Source organism: Suilimivivens aceti, assembly GCF_025567405.1.
GTDB classification, from domain to species: domain Bacteria; phylum Bacillota; class Clostridia; order Lachnospirales; family Lachnospiraceae; genus Suilimivivens; species Suilimivivens aceti.
On sequence record NZ_JAOQKJ010000003.1, the window covers coordinates 305,838 to 329,580 of the forward strand.

Annotated in this window: 21 protein-coding genes and 1 other annotated feature (1 of these 22 running past the window's edge); all 21 genes read right to left on the bottom strand. The window is 46.0% G+C overall.

The window, feature by feature from the left end; genetic code table 11:
• On the bottom strand, nt 1–1,193 hold the 5' portion of the coding sequence (locus tag OCV77_RS05020; RefSeq protein WP_262573826.1) for a carbon starvation CstA family protein. Its footprint begins 496 nt before the window's first position; the window shows 1,193 of its 1,689 coding nt (coding positions 1–1,193); its start codon is at nt 1,191–1,193; the stop codon falls past the left edge of the window.
• 155 nt (nt 1,194–1,348) lie between these two features.
• Nucleotides 1,349–1,596: a binding site (T-box leader), on the bottom strand.
• A gap of 87 nt (nt 1,597–1,683) precedes the next feature.
• Nucleotides 1,684–2,076: a CvpA family protein gene (locus OCV77_RS05025; protein ID WP_262573828.1), complete on the bottom strand. Its 393-nt coding sequence runs from the start codon at nt 2,074–2,076 to the stop codon at nt 1,684–1,686.
• Between the two features lie 18 nt (nt 2,077–2,094).
• Complete coding sequence (locus OCV77_RS05030) at nt 2,095–3,306, bottom strand: DUF5711 family protein (RefSeq protein WP_262573829.1); 1,212 nt, start codon at nt 3,304–3,306, stop codon at nt 2,095–2,097.
• 20 nt (nt 3,307–3,326) lie between these two features.
• Nucleotides 3,327–3,962, bottom strand: coding sequence for a hypothetical protein (locus tag OCV77_RS05035; RefSeq protein WP_262573830.1), 636 nt, complete (start codon nt 3,960–3,962; stop codon nt 3,327–3,329).
• Between the two features lie 94 nt (nt 3,963–4,056).
• Nucleotides 4,057–5,097 carry an aldose epimerase family protein gene (locus OCV77_RS05040; protein WP_262573832.1) on the bottom strand — a complete coding sequence of 347 codons (1,041 nt, stop codon included), beginning with the start codon at nt 5,095–5,097 and terminating at the stop codon, nt 4,057–4,059.
• Nucleotides 5,098–5,118: 21 nt separating this feature from the next.
• A complete protein-coding gene (recR, locus tag OCV77_RS05045; protein ID WP_118799395.1) occupies nt 5,119–5,715 on the bottom strand; it encodes a recombination mediator RecR in 597 nt (198 codons plus the stop codon).
• Nucleotides 5,715–6,068, bottom strand: a complete 354-nt coding sequence (locus tag OCV77_RS05050; RefSeq protein WP_118799396.1) for a YbaB/EbfC family nucleoid-associated protein — start codon at nt 6,066–6,068, stop codon at nt 5,715–5,717. The genes recR and OCV77_RS05050 overlap by 1 nt, the downstream gene beginning before the upstream one ends.
• A 36-nt stretch (nt 6,069–6,104) precedes the next feature.
• Nucleotides 6,105–7,712, bottom strand: a complete 1,608-nt coding sequence (dnaX, locus tag OCV77_RS05055; RefSeq protein WP_118799397.1) for a DNA polymerase III subunit gamma/tau — start codon at nt 7,710–7,712, stop codon at nt 6,105–6,107.
• A 32-nt stretch (nt 7,713–7,744) separates the two neighbouring features.
• Nucleotides 7,745–8,818, bottom strand: coding sequence for a 6-phosphofructokinase (locus tag OCV77_RS05060; protein WP_118799398.1), 1,074 nt, complete (start codon nt 8,816–8,818; stop codon nt 7,745–7,747).
• A 61-nt stretch (nt 8,819–8,879) separates the two neighbouring features.
• Nucleotides 8,880–9,902 (bottom strand): glycosyltransferase family 2 protein, encoded by a 1,023-nt coding sequence (locus tag OCV77_RS05065; RefSeq protein WP_118799399.1) that lies wholly within the window; start codon nt 9,900–9,902, stop codon nt 8,880–8,882.
• Between the two features lie 54 nt (nt 9,903–9,956).
• Nucleotides 9,957–11,156, bottom strand: a complete 1,200-nt coding sequence (pseC, locus tag OCV77_RS05070) for a UDP-4-amino-4,6-dideoxy-N-acetyl-beta-L-altrosamine transaminase (protein WP_334307698.1) — start codon at nt 11,154–11,156, stop codon at nt 9,957–9,959.
• Between the two features lie 14 nt (nt 11,157–11,170).
• The gene (locus OCV77_RS05075) at nt 11,171–12,538 is read right to left on the bottom strand and encodes a sensor histidine kinase (RefSeq protein WP_262573836.1); all 1,368 of its coding nucleotides are present in this window, start codon (nt 12,536–12,538) and stop codon (nt 11,171–11,173) included.
• A gap of 12 nt (nt 12,539–12,550) precedes the next feature.
• Nucleotides 12,551–13,225 carry a response regulator gene (locus OCV77_RS05080; protein ID WP_118799402.1) on the bottom strand — a complete coding sequence of 225 codons (675 nt, stop codon included), beginning with the start codon at nt 13,223–13,225 and terminating at the stop codon, nt 12,551–12,553.
• Nucleotides 13,226–13,240: 15 nt separating this feature from the next.
• Nucleotides 13,241–15,016, bottom strand: a complete 1,776-nt coding sequence (locus OCV77_RS05085) for a Na/Pi cotransporter family protein (RefSeq protein WP_262573837.1) — start codon at nt 15,014–15,016, stop codon at nt 13,241–13,243.
• 113 nt (nt 15,017–15,129) lie between these two features.
• Nucleotides 15,130–15,792, bottom strand: a complete 663-nt coding sequence (phoU, locus tag OCV77_RS05090) for a phosphate signaling complex protein PhoU (protein WP_262573838.1) — start codon at nt 15,790–15,792, stop codon at nt 15,130–15,132.
• A gap of 29 nt (nt 15,793–15,821) precedes the next feature.
• Nucleotides 15,822–16,586: a phosphate ABC transporter ATP-binding protein PstB gene (gene pstB, locus OCV77_RS05095; protein WP_262573840.1), complete on the bottom strand. Its 765-nt coding sequence runs from the start codon at nt 16,584–16,586 to the stop codon at nt 15,822–15,824.
• A 30-nt stretch (nt 16,587–16,616) separates the two neighbouring features.
• A complete protein-coding gene (gene pstA, locus OCV77_RS05100; RefSeq protein WP_118799406.1) occupies nt 16,617–17,489 on the bottom strand; it encodes a phosphate ABC transporter permease PstA in 873 nt (290 codons plus the stop codon).
• The gene (pstC, locus tag OCV77_RS05105; RefSeq protein WP_262573843.1) at nt 17,482–18,420 is read right to left on the bottom strand and encodes a phosphate ABC transporter permease subunit PstC; all 939 of its coding nucleotides are present in this window, start codon (nt 18,418–18,420) and stop codon (nt 17,482–17,484) included. Before pstC ends, pstA begins: the two co-directional genes overlap by 8 nt.
• A gap of 15 nt (nt 18,421–18,435) precedes the next feature.
• Nucleotides 18,436–19,305 (bottom strand): phosphate ABC transporter substrate-binding protein, encoded by an 870-nt coding sequence (locus OCV77_RS05110; RefSeq protein WP_262573844.1) that lies wholly within the window; start codon nt 19,303–19,305, stop codon nt 18,436–18,438.
• Nucleotides 19,306–19,515: 210 nt separating this feature from the next.
• Complete coding sequence (mfd, locus tag OCV77_RS05115) at nt 19,516–23,037, bottom strand: transcription-repair coupling factor (RefSeq protein WP_262573845.1); 3,522 nt, start codon at nt 23,035–23,037, stop codon at nt 19,516–19,518.
• 16 nt (nt 23,038–23,053) lie between these two features.
• Entirely contained in the window at nt 23,054–23,635 is a 582-nt protein-coding gene (gene pth, locus OCV77_RS05120) for an aminoacyl-tRNA hydrolase (RefSeq protein WP_262573846.1), read from the bottom strand.
• Between the last annotated feature and the right edge of the window lie 108 nt (nt 23,636–23,743).

Sequence of the window (23,743 nt, forward strand, 5' to 3'; positions counted from 1 at the left end):
ACGCACATTGTCATAAAGCACTGTGCAGCATATACAGGAATACCAAACATTTCAAAAAATCCAGCCACACCTGATGAAAAAATCTGGAACGGTGTTCCACTTGCTGCAGTACCATCGGCAGCTGCAGCTGCGCCTGCTACACAGAGAGCAAGAATTGCCAGCAGACTTTCCAGTATCATAGCACCATAGCCAACCTTCAGCATATCCTTTTCATTGGAAACAGTCTTGGAAGAGGTTCCCGAAGAAACCAGACTATGGAATCCGGAAACCGCACCACAGGCAACAGTTACAAACAGGATCGGAAACAGATCTCCCAGTGTATCATTATGAAATCCGGTAAATGCTGGCAGATTCATTTTAGGATGTGCAACCAGCAGACCGATAACTGCTCCAAGGATCATTCCTGCAAACATAAAGGTTGTCATATAATCCCTTGGCTGCATCAAAAGCCACATCGGAAGCACTGCTGCCAGAAAGATATAGGCAAATGTAAGATAACTCCATGTGTCCTTGGTTGCTGTGATCGGGCATGCCATACCAATTGCAAAAGCTGCCACTGTACATATAAGTCCGACTACAACCTGCTTCCAGCCTGTCAGCTTGAACTTCTTCTGGATCAGACCAAATACAACTGCAAATACAATAAACAGCAGAGAAATGCTTCCGGCCGCTCCATTGGTCTTCGCAGCGTCAGAAAGCTGTGATACACCATCCACTACGGTATAGGCATTAAAGGTACCTGCAACCATGTCAGCAAATGCAGCAATAACGATCAGGGTGAATAACCAGCAGAACAGAAGGAACAGCTTACGTCCTGTTTTTCCGATATACTGTTCGATCAGAAGTCCCATGGATTTTCCTTCGTTCTTGACGCTTGCATACAGCGCACCAAAATCGGTGACTGCACCAAAGAAAATACCACCAAGGACGATCCAGAGAAACACAGGAACCCATCCAAATACAGCTGCCTGAATAGCACCTGTAACAGGGCCAGCTCCGGCAATGGATGAAAACTGATGGGCAAATACTGTCCAGCCATTTGTGGGTACATAGTCCTGTCCGTCTTCCTTTGTTACGGCAGGAGTTTTGGCATTGGGATCGATCCCCCATGTCTTTGCAAGCCATCTTCCATAGAAAAGATAACCTGCAGCCAGGCATACGCCTGCAACCAGTACAATAACCAGTGTGTTCATAATACTATCTCCTCTTTGATTGAATATAAATATATATGCTCAACACCAGTATTTGGTCTTAAACCAAAGCCCGGTGTCTGACATCAAAAGCACGTTGATCCTCAGGAAATCTTTACCGTTTCTTAACAACAAAAAAACTCCGTCTCCTGATTCACTCAGAAGACGAAGAACTGTTCTCCGCGGTACCACTTCAATTGCCAATAAAATTGACCTCTCTTATCATATCCGCACTGCTGCTGAATACGTATCCCTGTAACGGTGGATCTCCGTTTCGGATTACTGGCTGCTTCACCCGAACTGCTCTCAGGGGATAATGCTCTTCCTTCACACACCGTCTCGCACCAACCGCCGGCTCTCTGTCCATGCTTCCCGGAAAGCATCCTGTCCTGCTCTCTGCATTTCATTTCTAAAACTATGGACTATTTTAGTCCCTTTTTCTGAAATGTCAACTGTTTTTTGCTAACTTTTCAGATTGATCTTTTTTATCCTATTATACAGATAAGAATGTCAGGCCAAGCTCCTTTACGACCCGCACCAGAAAAGCCGTGATCAGTCCTGCCTCCACCACCCCGAGTACCATCCCAAGCAGCTTGTCAAGCCAACGGATCACCGGCAGACCCGAGATCAGCTTCAGTGAGGTAAACAGTACGTTCATAAGCCGGTATACCAGGCAGACTGCAAACAGGACACAGACGAACTGCACCACCTGACCAATCTTCTGGTCAAAATAACTGTTCAGCGCTCCCATGATCAGGATCACACAAAAACCCGCTGCCACCATAGCGATCAGTGAGATCAGTTCCTTTACCATTCCCTTTTTGGCTCCTGCAGCAATCCGCCAGATAAAGATCAGAGCAACTATCACCAGTGAAAAATAATACATCCTCTCCTTCGTCCTTTTCTATTTTAATTCCATCGTATCTACCGAGCCGCTGGTCACTGCCGTGTACTTGTAAGCAGAAGAGGTAGGTATCAGCAGGCTTACCGGTTTTTCAAAAGTACCGGTAAACCGGTCCACTCCACTGATATTACAGATACGGCAGTCCATATCATTATAAATGATGATCTGGTCTTTGGAAAATACAATATCTGAATAGTCCATATCGATCAGCAGGGAATGAATCTTGTCACCACCTGTATTATAAACATCCAGCCGGTAGGCAGCTTCTCCGCTCTGATCTCTGTATACCAGTCCTACATAGCTTTCATTGTAATAAATTCCCTGTACCTCTTCATCCAGCAATGCTACAGCCGTAGTATTCGGCTTTTCACTTCCGGAAAAGAATACAATTCTATCATCTGAAACAGCAAATGCATTGCTGCTGCTCATGAACTGTACATAAGGCACTACCGTATCAACATAATCAAAACCGCTCACATAATTATCACTTTCATTTTTTCCCACTTCACCAAAATTAAAGAAAGCAACTGTTGATTTCATTTCACCGCTGTCAACATGGAGATAGGAGATGGCAAGGAGTTTCCCATTTGGCGAAAGAGAGATACTTAGAGGATATCCGCTCTTATCCATAGTAGCCTTGATATCTACAATAGAAGTATCCGTATTTTCATTTCCATTATAAAGAAGGATCCTTGTCACGTCAGAATCATCCAGAACCGCTGCCACTACTCCATTCTCCGACACACAGATCTTCCGGATCGGCAGATTGGTGTTCACAGTTCCAAGCTGCTTGTCCCCACTTACCACATAAATTGTTCTGCCATTATAATCACCGATCGCCGCTACATTTCCACAGATTGTGGTCATGGGATTCTGCATTTCAAAGGTCTGGTTCCAGAGCACATTTCCTTTTTCATCCAGCGAACTGACACCGTCCTTACTGTATAACAGCACCCGTGTCCCAAGTGCCCTTACGCTGGCTCCCTGGACAATCGTCACCGGCGTAGAACCTGTGATCACGCTTTCTGTGAAGACTTTATTCTTCCACTGAAATATAAAAAAGAACAGCACAGCTGCAACCAAAATAACTCCAAGCGCTGCCCTGTAAAATATAGCCAGCTTATGTCCCCTGATCTTTTCTCTGTAACCAGTGGTCTTTTCGGTCTGTTGACGTTTTTCTCTTTCTTTTAAATAGTCCCGAATGTTTGACATATTTTTCTCCAGATATCCTGTTAACCGGCTCCCTGCAATGCCTTTGCCGCCATAAGCGCAAATTCCCGCATGGCAGCATAATCCCCAATCGCAAGAGAGGCTGTTGCCGTCAGCAGAATGAGAACTGCCAGAAGAAAAATCGAAATAAAGCCAGTCCACTTCCCCTGTCTCCTGCTGCTTTTACCTTTCACTCCCAGGTGTTTATCCTCTTTAATGCCTGATCTGTGGTCCCCCGGCATTCTCTGTTTTCTTTTATTGCAGAATATCATATAATCCTGCATGGCTTCATTGTTCTCATAAAAGATAAAAAATCCCGCTTTACCGGAAGAATCCTGAGAAGCCGGATTTTCAAACAGTGTCTGACCGGCATACAGATTCACGTAGCCGATCAGCTCATATTCTGAAAAGAACATTTCCTGGATCTGCTCCTGGCTCATCCCCTGCTGAAGCTCTGCCGCAATATGGGAAACACCATAAATCAGATAGATATGACTTTCCTCTTTCTGCAATGCATATCCATACAATGCAGCTCTGACAGGAAGCAGAGATTCCTCTTTTCTGCAGTTTTCCAAAAAAGAACAGGCATAATCTTCTATATAGATCCGATCCTTTCCGGAAGCATTTCCGATCTGCCTTACTATCCAAGGTAAGCGCATAGTCCCTCCATGATATCTATTTTTCTTCATCATATCGGAAAATCTATGCGCTTTCTGTCATAGCCTGTCCGGCTTTTTCTTTATTGTTCGACTTTCAGGCAAAACGATAAATAGTTACTGTATCATATGCCCTGTCAGGTCCAAATACTGCAGACGGAAATCCCGGTTCATTGGCAGTGTCCGGATAATACTGGGTTTCAAGCGCAAGTCCGCTTCTTTCTGCATACACTGCCCCATTCTTTCCTGTCGTTCTGCTAATACAGTTTCCTGCATAGAACTGCACGCCGGGCAGATCAGTCAGTACTGTCATGACCCTGCCAGAGGTTTCCTCTGTCACTCTTGCGGCCTCCCGTAAGGTGCCATAGTCACCATCTATTACAAAATTATGGTCAAAGCCCTTGCATAGCTTTAACTGTTCACAGTCTTCATTAATGTCCCTTCCGATCTCCTTCTCTGTCGTAAAATCAAATGGTGTCCCTTTTACAGAAGCAATCTCTCCTGTAGGGATCGCACCCGGCAGTACCGGTGTATAATTTGCTGCATGAAGTAACAGCCTATGTCCTTCAATTCTACCCGCATCATGTCCTGCAAGGTTAAAGTAAGAATGATTTGTCATATTCAGGATCGTATTTCTGTCACTTTCCCCGTGATAATGGATCTGAAGTTCATTTTCTTCGGTTACAGTATAGGTAACTGAAACCCTCTTGTTTCCTGGAAATCCCATGGAACCGTCTGCATCCTCCAGTGTAAATTTCACACCATTTCCTTCAATCTGTGCATCCCATATCCTCTTGTGATAACCAAGCTCTGCATCACTGTGAAGATTATTTTCCCCATCATTCCTTGCAAGCTCATATTTCTTTCCCTCCAGCACAAAGCTGGCATTCGCAATTCTGTTGGCATTTGGTCCGATGGTCGCACCAAAACAGCTTCCGTTTTCAAAATAAGGCTCAAGTGTATCATAACCAAGAACCACATCTGCAGTCTGTCCATTCTTATCCGGAACCAAAAGGTCTACGAGAATCGCACCATAATTAATGACACCTGCCTCCATGCCCTTTCCATTGCTGATAAAAAATCTTGTGATCTCCCGGCCGTCTTTCATTTTGCCAAATGCTTCTGTTCTTACTGCCATTTTCTGATAACTCCTCTCCTGTTATAGTTCTGTTCTTCCCTCCAGTGCCCGCAGCAGGGTAACTTCATCAATATATTCAAGGTCACCCCCTACCGGCACACCGCTGGCAATCCTTGTCACTTTAATTCCTGTAGGCTTAATGAGCTTCCCGATATACATGGCTGTAGTCTCGCCCTCCAGACTTGAGTTGGTGGCAATGATCACTTCCTGCACATCTCCTTTCAGTCTCTCAATCAGTTCCTTCAGTTTGATATCTGACGGTCCGATCCCGAGCATGGGCGATATTGCCCCATGAAGCACATGATATACCCCTTCATATTTACCTGTTTTCTCATAGGCAGCAAGATCCCTGGTATTTTCTACCACCATGATCGTGCTGTGATCTCTTTTTTCATTTCTGCAGATTGGGCAGAGCTCATCATCCGTCAGAGTATAACATTCCTTGCAATAGCGGACATGCTCCTTGGCATCCAGGATCGTCTTTGACAGTCTGGCCACCTTGTCCTTTGGCATATTGATCAGATGAAATGCCAGACGCTGTGCAGACTTGTTCCCGATTCCCGGAAGAGCTGCCAGCTCATCGATTAATTTGTTAATATATCCGCTATAAAGATCCATTAGAACGGAAGTCCTCCTCCGAGGCTGAGTCCTCCTGTCATCTTGTTCATCAGCTCTGCATTTGCTTCATCTGCCATACGGAGTGCTTCATTCGTTGCTGCCATAACAAGATCCTCCAGCATCTCAATATCATCCGGATCCACTACTTCTTCAGACAGCTTGACCTTTGTGATCTCTTTCTTCCCGGTCACTGTCACTTCAACAGCTCCGCCACCGGCCTTGGCTGTAAATTCCTTTGTCTCCATTGCTTTCTGGTTTTCTTCCATCTGACGCTGCATTCTCTGCGCCTGCTTCATCAGATTGTTCATATTTCCGGGCATTCCACCACCGGGAAATCCTCCACGTTTTGCCATAATTTATTTTCCTTTCTCAACATAAAACTTTTCTTTTTAAAATTCTTCTTCCAGAGGATCCTCCTCCGGTTCTTCCTCTTCTTCAATCTCGATCTGAATATTATCAGAGATCAGTCTGGTCAGATTCGGGAATACAGCCTCCGGATTTCTGCCAGCCTGTGCATTTTTAATAACAACCTCCATAGCCTTACCTGCATAACCGGAAAGGTGCTTCTCCAGCTCTTCCTTATGACCTTCCTGCCTGAAATAATCAAACGGAAGTCCGTCACCGAGAACAACCATAAGCTTCCCATCCTCCGAGAGGCTGGGATACGCCCCTTTCAGGTAGGTTTTCATAGGATTTGGCAGTTCTGAAATAGCCACAGACCATTTACCTGCCACCATCCTGATATCCTCCGGGACTGCTTCTGGAAGAGGTGCCTGCGGCTCTGGCTGAGCCGTACTCTGCTGTGGGCTGCTGCCGCCTTTCGCCGGGATCGTCTGTACAATACCCTTTTCCAGCTTTTCCTCCAGATCCCGGATCCTCTCTGACAAAGATGATGTATCCACTTCCATCTGGGGTCTGCACAGCTTGATCAGTGCAATCTCGATCAGTACACGCTTCTGTGCTGCATACCGGATCTGTCCTGAAAGATCAGAAAGCACACGGATATACCGCATGATCCTGTCATAGTCAGTAAGCTCTGCTTCCTCTTTCAGATGGTTCAGATTATCTGTTGACATATCTATGATATCTTCGATCCCATCTGCTGTTTTAAGAAGCAGCAGGTTTCTCAGATACCAGGTAAAATCGGTTACAAACTGGGTCAGTTCCCTTCCCTGTACCACCATCTCCTCCAGGATGGCAAGTGTCTTGCTTACATCCTCCTCAAGGACAGCACGGAGCAGCCTGCTGAACACCTCCGTGTCCACAGCTCCAAGGACATCCAGCACCTTATCATACGTCAGTTCCTGTCCGAAATGAAAGGCGATACACTGGTCAAGAAGGCTTAGGGCATCCCGCATGGAGCCGTCCGCTGTCTTGGCGATATAGCGGATCGCCTTGTCCTCTATGGGAACCTTCTCAATCCCTGTCAGTTCCCGTATCCTGTCTGCGATCGTATCGATCGTGATCCTTCTGAAATCATACCGCTGGCACCTTGAAAGGATCGTGATCGGTATCTTATGTACCTCTGTCGTAGCCAGAATAAAAATAACATAAGACGGTGGTTCCTCCAGTGTTTTCAGAAGAGCATTAAACGCTCCTATGGAAAGCATATGAACCTCGTCTATGATATAAACCTTATATTTTCCTGCCGCTGGAGAATAGGCAACCTCTTCCACGATCTCCCTGATATTGTCCACACCATTATTGGATGCAGCATCAATCTCGATCACATTCATGGATGCTCCTGCGGCAATGGCCTTACAGGTCTCACATTCTCCGCATGGACTTCCATCCACCGGGTGCTCACAGTTCACCGCCTTGGCAAAGATCTTGGCAATAGTGGTCTTACCTGTTCCTCTTGTTCCGCAGAACAGGTAGGCATGACCGATCCTGTCAGCCCTGATCTGGTTTTTCAGGGTCGTTACTATATGCTCCTGTCCCTTTACATCTTCAAATACTGTGGGACGAAATTTTCTGTAAAGAGCTGTATATGACATTCTGATATTTCCTTCCGGAAGCGTTCCTTCTCTTAATCTCCGAAGCTGATACCAAGAAGCTTGGCCTCCTTGACAATATCAGAATCCGGAGAAACCATTTTCAGCTTTCCTGCCACATCAGCAAGCGGAACCTTCACAATTTCTCTGTTCTTATATCCAACCATAAATCCGTACTCACCCTTCAGGATCAGTTCTCCTGCTTCTGCACCGAGACGGCTCGCAAATACTCTGTCATAAGGGCAGGGACTTCCGCCTCTCTGGGTATGTCCTGGTACTGTCACACGTACCTCTCCACCTGTCCTCTTCTGGATCTCATCTGCCAGCTCATAGGAAACGGAAGGATATTTATAACTCTTCATTTTTTCTTTGTATTCTTTTTTGGACAGCTTCGCATCCTCCTTGGAAATGGCTCCCTCAGCCACTGCCAGAATCGTAAAACGGCTGCCATCCTGGTTTCTCTTTTCGATTGCCTCTATAACCCTGTTAATATCATAGGGAATCTCCGGGATCAGGATAATATCTGCGCCGCCCGCCATACCGGCATTCAATGTCAGGAACCCTACCTTGTGTCCCATAACCTCCACAATAAAGGTCCGCCCATGGGAAGATGCTGTCGTATGGATACAGTCAATAGCTTCTGTGGCAATATTGACAGCACTCTGGAAGCCAAAGGTCATATCTGTTCCCCAGAGGTCATTGTCGATCGTCTTCGGAAGTGTGATCACATTGAGTCCCTCTTCCCTAAGAAGGTTTGCTGTCTTATGGGTGCCGTTTCCTCCAAGGATAACCAGACAGTCAAGACGCAGCTTATAGTAATTCTGCTTCATGGCTTCTACCTTGTCGACGCCGTTCTCATCAGGCTCCCTGATGGTCTTGAACGGAACTCTTGAGCTGCCGAGAATCGTTCCTCCCTTAGTAAGGATACCGGAAAAATCATGTCCGGCAAGCATACGGAAGTTCCCATAGATCAGTCCCTTATAGCCATCCAGGAAGCCATAAATTTCCACATCTTCATTACTGTTTACGAGGCACTTTACCACACCCCTCATTGCTGCGTTCAGTGCCTGACAGTCACCGCCGCTCGTTAACATACCGATTCTCTTCATTTGAAAGCCCTTCCTTTCTTTTGGAAAAATACCTTTTAAGTATACCCCATTTACAGCATATCTACAACCGCTTTCTCAGATTCCTGTAGGTCCACAGCAGCCTGTAATACAGCATAAACAACAGGGTGGATCTGCTCTGCAGACGGATCAGCTTTCTTTCCTCTGCATGAACTCTCTCCCCATAATATTTATTTTCCATAAACCCGGGAAACGTCTCTTTCATCTCCCTGTAAAGTGCTTTCACAAATCCATATTCCTTTTTCTTCACACCAGCCATATAGGAAAACAGGGTATTTACATAAAACAGGGTGGTAAAGCTGCTTTCGATCTCCGGATAATACTGCTCCAGATAGTCAAATTCCCTGGCCTCCCTGACCATCACTCTTGCTGCTTCCATGCGGTCCTCGCACCGGCTTTTTGTAATCGTATGCACCGTAGAGCTGTCATGCTGATAATAGTAATACATGGGCTCCTGGATATATTCAAAATGCTTCGCTCTCAGCATCCAGGAATTACTGATGGCGTTATCCTCATAGAAAATATGCTCGGGAAAACGGTTGGGATAATCCAGGATGATATGCCTCCTGTAAATCTTCACCACAAGACTGCCGCTGTCCAGGATCAGGGATCGGTATTTTTCCTCATTCAGGATCCCCGCCTGTGAAGGCTTGTTATTGTGTACGATCTGGCCGATCTGCATGCTGTGCTCTCCGGTCAGATGATAATCACACCCAACCATATCAGCACCAGTTTCTTCTGCCTTCTTCAGCAGCTTCTCATAATAATCATCACAGACCCAGTCATCGCTGTCGATAAATCCGATCCATTCGCCCTGTGCTTTCGCAAGACCCAGGTTCTTGGCTCCCCCCTGTCTTCTGTTCTCCGGTGAGGCGATCACCTTCACCTTCTCTGGATATTTTCTTTCATAGCTTCTAAGGATCTCCAATGATCTGTCCGTCGAACAGTCATCTACTGCTATGATCTCATAGTCCTCTATGGTCTGGTTCACCAGACTGTTCATACAGAAGGAAAGCTTATCGCCCTCTGCCATATTATATACCGGTACAATCACACTGAGTAACATATCCTCTTGTCTCCGCCCTTATACTGTCTGCCTTTTCGTGTCTCTTACAGCTTCTTAAGCCTTAAAATACTCTGCAATTCTGGTAACTGCCCGGATCACATCCTCTACATCCTGATCAGTCATGGCATAGTAAAGAGGAAGGCTGATCTCTTCTGCATAGAGCTTCTCTGCTTTTGGGCAAAGTCCCCTTTTGTAGCCAAGCTTTTCATAGTAAGGGAAATAATAGGTAGGAATATAATGCACATTACAACAGATATTTTCTGCTGCCAGGGCCTCAAAAAACTGCTTTCTGTCAATCGTCAGCTTCTCTGGGCGGATCCGCAGGATATACAGATGCCTTGTGGTATCAGATTCCGGAATCTCCTGCTGTACAAAAAGCTGCGGCAGCCTGGAAAAAGCCTCATTATAAGCCTTCACAATTGCCTTTCTTCGCTCCATGAATCTCGGAAGCTTATTGAGCTGGCTGATGATCAGCGCCGCCTGCATATCCGTCATACGATAGTTCATCCCAAGTGCGATCTGTTCGTAATACCAGGGGCCATCCGGCTCATGCTCCATGAGCTTCGGATCTCTGGTAATGCCATGGGCACGATATAATAAAAGCTTCTCATAATATTCTTTACTGTTGGTAAGGACTGCACCGCCTTCGCCTCCTGTTACGGTCTTTACCGGATGAAAGCTCATGGTCGTCATGTCAGCAATGGATCCGTTCATCCTGCCCTTATAGCTGGTGCCGATCACATGGGCGCCATCCTCGATAAGTACCAGATTATGTTCTCTGCAGTGGGTAAGCAATCTGTCCAGTTCCACTGACTGACCTGTAAAGTCAACTGCTACTACGGCCTTTGTTCTCTCTGTTGTCAGCTTCTCCACATGTGCCGGATCTATGTTATAGGTATTTTCATTGATATCTGCAAAGACAGGCTTTGCCCCGCAGTACAGTGCACAGTTTGCAGAGGCGGCAAAGGTAATCGGTGTAGTAATCACTTCATCTCCCGGCATAACTCCGGCTGCCAGACAGGCAATATGAAGTGCCGCTGTCCCATTGCTGCATACAACTGCATATTTTGCTCCCGTTACTTCACACAGCTTTTCTTCCAGTTCCCCGATCTTGGGACCACAGGTCAGATAATCACTTTTCAGCACATCTACAACTGCCTGGATATCATCCTCATCAATAAACTGGTGTCCATAAAATATTTTTGTACTGCGGACAGGTTCCCCTCCGCAGATTGCCGGTTTCTCCATATTCATTGCCTCCTGTTATTCTATGACGTCTGCCGGAACCTGGCCTCCCTGATCGCAGGAAATGTTACCGTGATCTCTGTCCCTTCTCCCGGCTCACTCTTTAGTGCAATTTCCGCATTTAATTTTAACAGAATATGCTTGACGATTGCAAGTCCAAGACCCGTTCCCCCTGTGGATTTGCTTCTACTTTTATCCACCCGGTAAAAACGCTCGAAGATCCGTTCCTGATGTTCCCTCGGAATACCAATACCGGTATCCTTCACCGTCAGTACTGCCAGATCCAGGCGGTCTTCCACGATCACACTGACGCTTCCCTTTTCCTTATTGTACCTGATTGCATTATCACACAGGTTGTAAAGCACCTCATCCACCATCTGATGATTAGCTGATATCACTACATTCACGCCACTCACCGTAAGGGTAACACCATGCTTCTCTGCATTCAGCTGCAGCATATCAACACAGTTTTTTGCACATTCATAAAGATTGACAGGTTCCATAGTCTCCTGATTTTCTGAATCATCCAGCTCTGACAGACGTATCACGTCATTGATCAGTACCAGGAGTCTTCCTGCATTTTTGTGGATCTCACCACAAAACCGACGCACCTCCCCCTCTTCTGCGACCATGCCGTTTTCCACAAGCTCTGCATAACCGGAGATCGCTGTCAGTGGTGTCTTCAGTTCATGGGAAACATTGGCTGTAAATTCCTGCCTGAGCCTTGCATTTTCCAGCACGTCATCCTGCTGTCTCTGAATAGCCTCAATGAAGGGCTTCATTTCTTCATAAGAAGAAACCTCTCCTGTCTCCCCGCCGCTCTCTGCGATCTGCCGTATAGGACGGATGATCCCTTCTGCCAAGTAATACGAAACTATCCCACATACAACCAGCAGTGCTGCTACGATCAGTAGAAGATACGGCACTGCATATTCCATTACCTTGTAAATACTGTCAGCTTCCCTGGCAACCCGCAGGACAGTCCCATCCTTCAGAAGCATGGCATAATAGTAGGTATTTTCATCCAGTGTGGCAGATCTTCGGATCTCAAAGCCACTTCCATCTGTAAGAGCTTCCTGTACTTCCGGCCTGCTCTTGTGATTCGAAAGACCGTCCGCACGCACCTTGGAATCGTACAGCACATCTCCTTCATGGTCTATCACAGTAATACGGATATCCTGTGCACCATTTTCTCCTGTCAGAGGTGCAAGTGACTTCTCAATATCCTCAGTGCCCTCCAGCAGTCCTGCTGCCATCTGTGCATAGTGTCTGCTATCCTCCAGCACCTGCTTTTTCAGCAGATTATAATAAACAGCTACCGTAAGCAAAAGGGTAACCACAATTGCCAGAGTAGCTGTTGCAAATAGTCTGTTATATATTTTTCTCTTCATAGGTATATTCCTTTATGCACTGAAAATATAGCCGACGTTCCGCACTGTCTTGATCAGACTTCCGGTCTCTCCAAGCTTCTGCCTCAGTGTTTTGATATGCATATCAAGGGTTCTTGATTCTCCCTCAAAATTAGTACCCCATACCTTTTCCAGGATCTCCTCACGGGATGTCACAATACCCGCATTCGTCATAAGGAGTTTCAAAAGCTCATATTCCTTAAAGGTAAGCTCGCAGTCTGCCCCTGCCGCTGTAACCTTGTGCTTTTCATCGTCCATACGGACTGTTCCTATTTCAAGCACTCTGCTGTTCTGCTCTCTGCTTGTCCTCCTCAGAAGAGCCTTCACCCTTGAGATCAGCTCCATAATACCAAAAGGCTTTGTCAGGTAATCATCCGCACCGATATCCAGTCCCTTTACCTTGTCGATTTCTGTCGTTCTGGCTGTCACCAAGATAATGGGAAGCTCTCTTCCCCTTTTATCCTGACGCAGTTCCCTGACAATATCAAGACCATCTGCATCCGGAAGCATCAGATCAAGGAGCAGCAGATCCGGCTGCCTTTCTTCAAATGCCTTTCGGAATTCTCCTGCAGTTTCAAACTCCTGTACTTCATATCCGGAATTTTTCAGGGCGATCACCTCGATCTCCCTGATATTCTTATCATCCTCAACAATATATACAAATGCCACAACAGTCCCGCCTTTCTATGGCAGCTGATAACGTTCCTTCAAATGCTTTACCTCTGTCGTGAAGGCAACATTATCCTTACTGGAAATTGCCTCCTGATATTCATGTGCTTCAAAGTTTTCCTCATTGAGCTGTAACAGGGACAATGCAATATTAGAGCAGTGATCTGATACCCTTTCATAATTAGTTACAATATCTGAAAGGATAAATCCCATTTCAATCGTACATTTCCCCTTGCGGAGGCGTTTCATATGTCTTTTCTTTACTTCTACACTGAGATAATCGATCACTTCTTCCATTGGCTCGATCATGGCAGCCAGCTTCAGATCTTCCTCCTGGAACACCAGAACAGAGGTGTTGATGATATCCTTGATCGCACCGGTATAAATACCCAGTTCCTCTCTTGCTTTCCTGGAAAAATCCAGTTCCTTGGCATGCATTTCCTTCGCTGCTTCCATGATATTGATCGCGTGATCCGAAATACGTTCAAAATCACCAATACTGTGAAGCAGTACGGATAAATGCTGACTGTCTTTTTCAGTCAGGTGGCGGCTTGACAGCTTGACAAGATAAACACCGATCTCATCCTCATAATGATCTACGATATTTTCAAGCTCCACCACTCTGTCTGCAGAGGCTTTATCAAACTTGTCCAGCATCTGGATTGCCAGGAACAGTGCTTCCCTGGAATAATCTGCCATATCTACCGCTACATTTTTACACTGTTCCAGAGCAAATCCGGGTGTTGACAGGAAGCGGGTATCCAAGAGCTGGATTTCTTTTCTGGATTTTTCGGCTTCCTTCTCCCTCTCCTCTTCCGTTTCAGGAATCGTCAGATAAGCCAGCTTTTCAAGGATCCAGGAAACCGGGAAAATAATAATGACTGCTGCCACATTGAATGCAGTATGAATCACAGCAACACCAAGGGCACTCGCTGCCTCTTCAAGAAACGCAAAGTGGATAAAAGCATTCAGTGCATAAAAAACAGCCATAAATGCTACTGTCTTTATGATATTGTAGTACAGATGGATCAGGGCTGCCCGCTTGGCATTCTTGCTGGCACCCGCACTGGAGATCAGTGCTGTCACACAGGTTCCTACATTCTGTCCCATGATAATGGGGATCGCTGTAGCATAACTTACTACACCCGTTGCACACAGCGCCTGCAGGATACCAATAGATGCGGATGAAGACTGGATAACTGCTGTCAGGATCAGACCTACCAGCATACCCAGTACCGGATTGGAAAACATAAGCAGAATATGTGAAAATTCCGGCTGCTCTGCCAGAGGCTCAACAGCCGTAGACATCGTGTCCATACCAAACATCAGTACCGCAAACCCGATCAGGATCGTACCAATATTTTTCTGTCTTTCCTTCTTGCCAATGCTGATCAGACATACACCAATAATTGCCAGGATCGGCGAAAAGGAAGTAGGCTTCAGAAGCTGCAGGAAAAATCCGGATCCGTTTACATCTGTAAGGCTCAGGATCCAGGCTGTTACTGTTGTTCCTACGTTGGCACCAAGAATAACTCCCACAGCCTGTGAGAGTTTCATAATACCGGAATTGACAAATCCGACTACCATGACAGTTGTTGCAGAAGATGACTGGATCACTGCAGTCACACCTGCGCCCAGAAGCACAGCCATCAGCTTGTTGCTCGTCAGCTTCTCAAGAATGTGCTCCAGTTTACCGCCGGATGCCTTCTTCAGTCCATCACCAAGGACCTCCATTCCATACAGAAACAGAGCCAGGCCTCCGATCATCGACAGTAACGAAAAAATATCCATGTTATCCCTCCGGGTCATGCGTAGAAAGCTCGCTTTGATTCCCATTCTACACTATTTATTCCCATTTGGATATAAAAATTTTCATTCTGTCGTTTTCCAGGGACTTATCTTTCTTACAAAAGCCTCATATCACTGATATTTCCAGTCTCTTTGAAGATCTCCCATTCACAGATATTAACAGCATGATCTCCGATCTTTTCCAGATATTTGGCTATCATCAAAATGTCAACGCTCTCATCTGCATCCCTGGTTTCCTTTTTCAGTGACTCGATGACATCATTCTTAACAGCATTAAAAAGCTCGTCTACAACATCATCTTTCTGAATGACTTCCTGCGCTTCCTCTTTATTTCTGCCGGTAAAAGCATCCACCGCCATCCGAAGCATATCTCTCGTTTCCCCGATCATCGGATTTAAGTGGACAGAATACGCTGACAGCTCCTTCATATCCATCCGGATGAGCAGCTCTGCAATATCTGCCACATGATCTCCTACTCTCTCAATATCGGTAACCACCTTCAGGCTGGCTGTGACTGCCCGCAGGTCACTGACAATTGGCTGCTGCTTCGTGATCAGGAACAGACATTCTGATTCAATTTCCCTCTGCCTTCTGTTGATATCCTTATCCACTGCCACGATTTTTTCTATGGCAGCCTTTTCCTTTTTTTCATAGGCCTCGAACAGAGTTTCATAGTTTTTCTCAACTCTGGTCGCCATATCAGCTACATTTTCCTTTAACTGGTTTAATTCATTGATAAATGTTGTTCTGGGTGACATGTTATTCTCCTTCTGTCTCTCCTAGTATATCAGCCAAACCGTCCGGTAATATAATCCTCAGTCCTCTTATCCCTGGGTCTTGAAAAGATATTATCTGTTGTATCAAATTCGATCACTTCTCCCACCAGGAAAAATGCGGTATAGTCAGAAACCCGGGCTGCCTGCTGCATGTTATGGGTAACGACCACGACTGTATAATCCTTCTTCAGCTCTTCCATCAGCTCCTCAACCTTAAGAGTTGAGATCGGATCCAGTGCCGAGGTCGGCTCATCCATCAAAAGGATCTCTGGTTCTACTGCCAGTGCCCTTGCAATACAAAGTCTCTGCTGCTGTCCACCCGAAAGACCAAGCGCAGACTTTTTCAGACGGTCTTTTACCTCATCAAAGATAGCAGCACCTCTGAGTGATCTTTCTACGATCTCATCCAGCGCGGCTTTATTTTTGATCCCGTGGATCCTTGGTCCATAAGCAATATTGTCATAAATGCTCATAGGAAATGGATTGGGCTGCTGAAACACCATTCCCATCTTTTTCCGGAGCAGCGTGGTATCTACCTTTGGATCATAAATATCCTCGCCGTCCAGGTAAACCTTTCCCTCTATCCTGACACAATCTACCAGATCGTTCATCCTGTTCAGTGTTTTCAGAAAGGTGGATTTTCCACACCCGGAGGGTCCGATGAATGCCGTAATAGCCCCTTCCCGAATCTTCATGTTGATGTCTTTCAGCGCATGATTCTCTCCATAATAGAGATTTAAGTTTTCGGTGATAATTTTATTCTGGTTTTCGTTCATTATGATACCCTTATCTTTCTTTTTCCTGCTTTATTCAGCTCTGGTTACATCCAGCTTTCTGGAAAGAACCTTAGTCAGCCAGTTGATCACAAGTACGATCACAAGAAGAACTGCTGCAATACCAAAAGCGGTAGAATATTCGGCCTTAGCCATACTTAAATACAGCTGGATCGTTAAGGTGCCTCCTGATTCCAGTATCTTTTTCAGGAAACCGATCCCTGATTTCGGAAGCAGATAACCACTACCTGCTGTAAACAGAAGCGCCGCCGATTCTCCAACGATCCTTCCGATCGCGAGGATCACACCTGTAATAATACCCGGCATGGCTGAGGGAAGGAGTACTGTGCGGATCATATACCATTTCGTTGCCCCCATTCCAAGGGCACCGCTCCGGTAGCTGTCCGGTACCGTTTTTAACGCTTCCTGCGTATTCCTTGTGATCAGCGGCAATACCATAAGCGTCAGCGTAAGAGAGCCTGTCAGAATGGAGTAGCCAAGTCCAAGTCCGGTTCCAAAAAACATCATACCAAACATACCAAAAATAATAGATGGAATACCGGAAAGTGTTTCTGTTGTAAACTCGATCGCCCTTACCAGCTTTCCGGGCTTTGCATATTCATTCAGATAAATAGCAGATCCGATTCCCACCGGTGTTGCTATGAGAAGAGTGATCACTATAATATACAGGGTATTCACTATATTTCCCGCAATACCTACAGTTTTGTTCAAGGTACTCGTTACCGTTGTAAGAAACTGCAGATTCACACTCCGGATTCCCTTTACAAACACATAAGCAATGATTCCAGCCAAAAGGATTACAGAAAAAGCAGCAGAAAGATTGATCAGACCACTTACAAATACATCTGATGTCCTTTTCCTTCTGTTCATGATACTGTCATGCATCTTCCCTTTCCCCTTTCTTCAGGATACTGTTCAACGTAATATTGATGATCATAATAAATACAAACAATACAAGTCCGATCGTAAAAAGCACCTGTCTGTGAAGTCCGGATGCATATCCCATTTCTGCTACGATCGCCGTTGTCAGGAATCTGACGGAGTTGAAGGGGAGTGGCATGTTCACACTGCTTCCCGAAACCAGTGTGATCGCCATGGCTTCACCGATCGCTCTTCCAACACCAAGAACGACTGCTGTGATGATACCTGATTTTGCTGCAGGAAGGATCACTTTAAAGATTGTCTGTATATGGGATGCCCCAAGTGCCAGTGACGCTGATTTCAGGGAAGGATGCACTGCCCGGATCGCTGACTCACTGATGTTGATCACCGTAGGCAGGATCATAATGGCAAGTACGATCACAGCCGACAGCAGATTCGCTCCACCCGTAAACTGATGAGTATCTGAGCCTTTAAATATGGCAAGCTCCAGTTTGTACATAAGAGGGTTCAGGATCATCAGTCCAAGAAGTCCGTATACTACCGAAGGGATGCCGGCAAGAAGCTCTACTGCCGGCTTCACAAGAGCTGCCAGCTTCCTCGGTGCTGTTTCTGCCAGAAATACCGCTGTCAGGATTCCGATCGGAACGCCAAGGAGTACCGCAAGTGCTGTTCCTATAATAGATGTCAGGATAACATACAGGATACCAAAAGATGGATTTTCTGCCGTTGGCTTCCATGCTGTTCCAAAAAGGATTTCCCTGATACCTACCTGAAACAGGGCTGGTGTTCCGTTTATCACCATATATACCGTAATGGAAATAACCGCCAATATGGCAAGAAATGCGCACAGGGTAAATATAACCTGTGCGATTTCCTCCACTGCGGACTTATTCTTTCGGTTTCCCAGGATGGAAAAAGTCTGCTGCTTGTTCAAGATGATTACCTCTCTTTAGTCTACGGTGATCAGACCTACACCGGAAATTACCTGTTTTCCTTCATCGGATGCCAGATATTTGAAAAGCTCCTGTACAGCTTCACTCTGCTCACTGATCTCACCCTTGGTAGCCATTACGAAAGGTCTGCTCAGGAAATAATTTCCCGCCTTGATATTCTCTGCAGTTGCTTCAACACCATCAAGTGCAAAAGCCTTTACTGTATCATCAAGTGCATCCAGTGATACATATCCGATTGCTCCAGGAGTAGCTGCCACCTTAGCGATCACTGCGCCTGTACTGTCCAGTTCACTTGCATAAGCGCAGGCATCTTCCAGCTCAAGAAGCTCTTCAAAGGCTCCTCTTGTACCGGATCCTGCTTCACGTCCGATCACTACAATAGGTGCATCTTCACCGCCAAGTTCACTCCAGCTCTTAACCTCTCCCTTATAAACGCTGATCAGCTGATCCTTTGTCAGACCTGAAACAGTGTTTGCAGGATCTGTTACTACTGCAATACCATCAATTGCTACGATATTTTCTACAGCGCCAGCTTCCTTCTCTTCATCCTTTAATGCTCTGGAGGAATTACCGATATCAACGCTTCCTGCAGTTACTGCTTCAATACCTGCGGAAGATCCTGTGAACTCTGCTGTTACAGTAACGCCAGGATACTTTGCCATAAAGCTCTCTGCTACTGCATTGGCAAGCTTCTCCATAGATGTGGATCCTGCCATGGAAATAGTTCCGGAAAGATCTGCTGTTTCTTCTGTTTCTGCTCCGGTTGTATCAGCTGCTGTTGTATCAGCCGCTGCGCTTCCGCAGGCCGCAAGACCAAACACCATTGCTGCTGCACATGTCAGGGCAAGAATCTTCTTCATTTTCATTTTTTCATTTCTCCTCTTATTGTTATTCATCTGCAGACATTTCAAAAGCCCTGTGCTTTCCTTGTCTGTGCTTTGTATATTAGCATGAGAAAGTATAAGAAAATATCATAGAGAGGTAAGGATTATGTAAGATTTGTGTAAAAGACAAAATGTGCGCCACAAAAGCGCACATTTCAAATTATTCCATATATTTATCCTGCAGGATCTCTATCACAGAAGAACCTCTTCCATGACGTTAAGAAGCTCTTCTGTTTCCTGCAGCAGGGATCTGGCATCCTTCTCTGCCACACCAGATCTCTGATAATGATACACAAAGGTTGTCAGCTTGATATTGAAGGAAAGCTTTTCCACCTTTCCAAGAAGCTCCGGGATCCGCTCCGCATGGATCCTGGCATCCGCCTTGATCAGAAGCTTTATTTCACCGTTCTTTCCCTTCAGCTCGGTAATGTACAGTCTGTGTGCCTGAGACCTGATCAGAGCGATACGCAGCAGATTGTGCACCGGTACCGGGATCTCCCCGAAACGATCCAGCAGTTCTTCCTTCATATCATCGCACTCACTCTGGCTCTCAATCCCGGCAATCCTTTTATAAATATCCAGTTTCTGTACTTCGTTAAGGATATAGGACGGAGGAATATAAGCATCCACATCCAGGTCTACTGTGGTATTGAAATCCTCCACCACACTATCCCCTTTAAGCGTTTTCACCGCCTCATTCAGCATCTTGCAATACAGGTCATAGCCGACCGCCTGCATATGCCCGGACTGCTTCACCCCAAGCAGATTGCCGGCACCTCTGATCTCAAGATCCCTCATGGCAATCTTGAAGCCACTTCCAAGCTCGGTAAATTCCTTGATCGCCGCAAGACGTTTTTCGGCGATCTCCTTCAGCATCTTATCTCTTTTATACATCAGAAAGGCATAAGCCGTCCGGCTGCTCCTGCCGACTCTTCCCCTGAGCTGGTAAAGCTGGGACAGTCCCATATTATCCGAATCATGGATGATCATGGTGTTGACATTGGGGATATCCAGTCCGGTTTCAATGATCGTTGTGGATACCAGTACGTCAATATCTCCATTGATGAAATCATACATGATCTTTTCCAGCTCCCGTTCCTGCATCTGCCCATGGGCAAAGGCTACATCAGCCTCCGGTACAAGACTCTGGATCTGTGCTGCAACATCTGCAATGTTATTGACTCTGTTATATACATAATAAACCTGTCCGTTCCGGGAAAGCTCCCTGACAATGGCTTCCCTCACCATTTCTTCGTTATATTCCATAACATAGGTCTGAATTGGCAGTCTGTCATTCGGAGCCTCCTCCAGGACGCTCATATCCCGGATTCCGATCAGACTCATATGGAGGGTTCTCGGAATCGGTGTCGCCGTCAGCGTCAGCACATCCACCTGTTCCTTCATCTTCTTGATCTTCTCCTTGTGCCCAACCCCAAAGCGCTGCTCCTCATCTACGATCAGAAGTCCAAGATCCTTGAATACCACATCGGAAGACAGTACTCTGTGGGTGCCGATCACGATATCCACCAGTCCCTTCCGGAGATCCTCTATTGTTTTCTTCTGCTCACTGCTGCTCCGGAATCTGGAAAGCAGATCGACCCGCACCGGAAAGTCCTTCATACGCTGTACAAAGGTATTGTAATGCTGCTGGGCAAGGATCGTAGTCGGCACCAGATATACGACCTGTTTTCCCTCCTGAACAGCCTTAAACGCTGCCCGGATGGCAATTTCCGTCTTCCCATAGCCCACATCACCACAGATCAGACGGTCCATGATCTTTTTGCTTTCCATGTCCTTCTTGGTGGCTTCAATGGCAGAAAGCTGATCCTCAGTTTCTTCATAAGGAAACAGCTCCTCGAATTCCCGCTGCCAGACAGTATCCTTTCCATAGGAATAGCCTTCACTATGCTGTCTGATGGCATACAGCTCCACCAGATCCTTTGCCACCTCGTTAACTGCCGCCTTTGTCTTATTCTTTACCTTAACCCACTCTGTTGTCCCAAGCTTATTGAGCTTTGGCGCCTTTGCATCTGCAGAGGCATATTTCTGGATCACATCAAGACCTGTCGCGAGAACATACAGGATACCGCCATCCCTGTAGGAGATCTTGATATAGTCCTTGACTACCTTTTCCACCTCTACCTTTTCAATACCCTGATAAATACCAAGCCCATGATTTTCATGGACAACATAATCTCCGACAGACAGTTCGGAAAAGTCGTTGATCTTCCTTCCTTCATACTGCTTTTTCTTCTTTTTTTTCTTCTTTTCAGCACCAAAGATATCACTCTCAGAAATGACCGCAAACTTCAGCAGCGGATATTCAAAGCCCCGGAATACTCTTCCATAGAAGGTCATGATCTCTCCTGGCTTTATCTCCCTGTCCGGATCCTCGGTATAAAATGATGTCAGTCCATCTTCTGACAGATCAGCCGCAAGTCGTTTCGCCCTTGTTCTGGAACCGGAAAGCAACAGCACACGATAACCGTTTTTCTTATATCTCTGCAGGTCTGATACCAGTGCTTCAAAGCTGTTATTATAGGAAGAGATACTCTTGGCAGAAATATCTGCTTTCCAGTCAGGCTTCAGCAGTCCGCCCTTCAGGTCAAGTGCAGCCAGGGATGCCAGACGGAATGCGGACATCCTGGCTGTTACCTCAGCTACAGAATACAGAAAGTCTGCCTGTCCCGGAAGAATATAGCCCTTTTCCAGACGGTGGCTCATGCTCTCCCTGAATTCGAGTTCTACTGCTGACGCATGCTCCCTGATCCTCGCCGGTTCATCCAAAAAAACAATACTGTTCTCCACGTCCAGACAGTTCAGGAAAGATACCGTATCCTCATAAAAATATCTGACATATCCATCCAGATTGGCCAGGCTCTTATAAGCAAATACCTCTTCCTTCAGCGTATTCATCTGCTCTTCCACCCGGTGGGCTTCTTCCGTTTTAAATTCCTTCCGGAGTTTTTCTGAGAACTTTTTGCTTTCCTTCTCAATCTGCTCCATGCCCTTTTTCAGTTGTTCCTCTGTAAGGATCAGCTCACAGGCCGGATAGATCGTTATGGAAGAAAGCTTCTCAATAGACCTCTGGCTCTGCACATCAAAGCTGCGGATGGATTCCACATCATCTCCCCACAACTCGATCCGGTACGGGTTTTCCTCTGTCAGATCGAAAATATCAATGATCCCGCCACGAATGCTGAACTGCCCCGGTGCTTCCACCTGATAGACATTCTCATAGCCAAGCTTCACGAGCTCCCCTGCCATCTTTTTTTCATCCAGAGAGCCATTACAGCTTACCGTGATCACATTATCCCTGAAAACAGAAAGTGGAATCTGCGGTGCAAGAAGACTCCCAAAGGTCGTCACCACAGTAAAGGGTCTTCCCTCCATCATCCTGCGGAAACACCGGATCCTCTCCTTGGTAAGCTGATTTCCATGGATATCTGCCTGATAAAAGATCACATCCCTGGCTGGAAAACAGGTCGTATTTCTGTCATAAAAGCGGTAGTCCTCCTGCAGCTCCTTCATCCTTTGGTCGCTGAAGGTCACGATCAGCCTGCACCGGAGTCCTTCCGAAAGGCCATATGCCATATGAAGCTTCTGGGACTCCACACAGCCTGTCAGAGCTGCATATTTCCCCGGCTTTTTTAATAGTTTCCTTATTTCTTCAAATTCCGAAAGCTCATATAACGGAGCTGTCAGTGCCCTCATATGATTCCTGTTCCTTTCAGTCCTTCTGGTTTTTCTTCGAGTTATACAGATTCATTGCCTTATCAATATCTTCTGCAAGGATCGTTTCAATGGCTTTTACTGCTGTCTTTCTGCTCTCTGCCATGATCTTTTCCTCTTCCTTCGAAAAATGTCCAAGCACATAATCCGCCAGATCATAGCCTGCAGGCTTTTCCCCGACACCCATTTTGATTCTGGCAAAGTTTTCATGTCCAAGCTGTGCAATGATATTCTTAAGCCCATTATGTCCACCTGCACTGCCCTTCTTCCGGATCCTGATCTGTCCTACATCCAGACTGATATCATCTGCAATGACGATCAGTTCTGTAGTCTCATCGATCTTGTAGAAGCGTACTGCCTCTGCAATACTCTCCCCACTGAGGTTCATATAGGTCAGTGGCTTTAACAGAAGCACCTTTTCAGAACCGATCATGCCCTTTCCGGTCAGTCCTTTAAACTTGTTTTCCAATACCCTTATATTATATTTCTCTGCCAGCTCATCAATAACCTGCCAGCCAATATTATGCCGCGTTCCTTCGTATTTTGTCCCTGGATTCCCCAGTCCTGCGATCAGATACATTTTTCTTTTCCTCGTTTTCTGTTCCTGTGCACCTGGAAGGGTGCATAGCTGAAATTTATTTATACATGATAAAATAAGGCCATATTTATCATATGCCCCTGTGTTGTT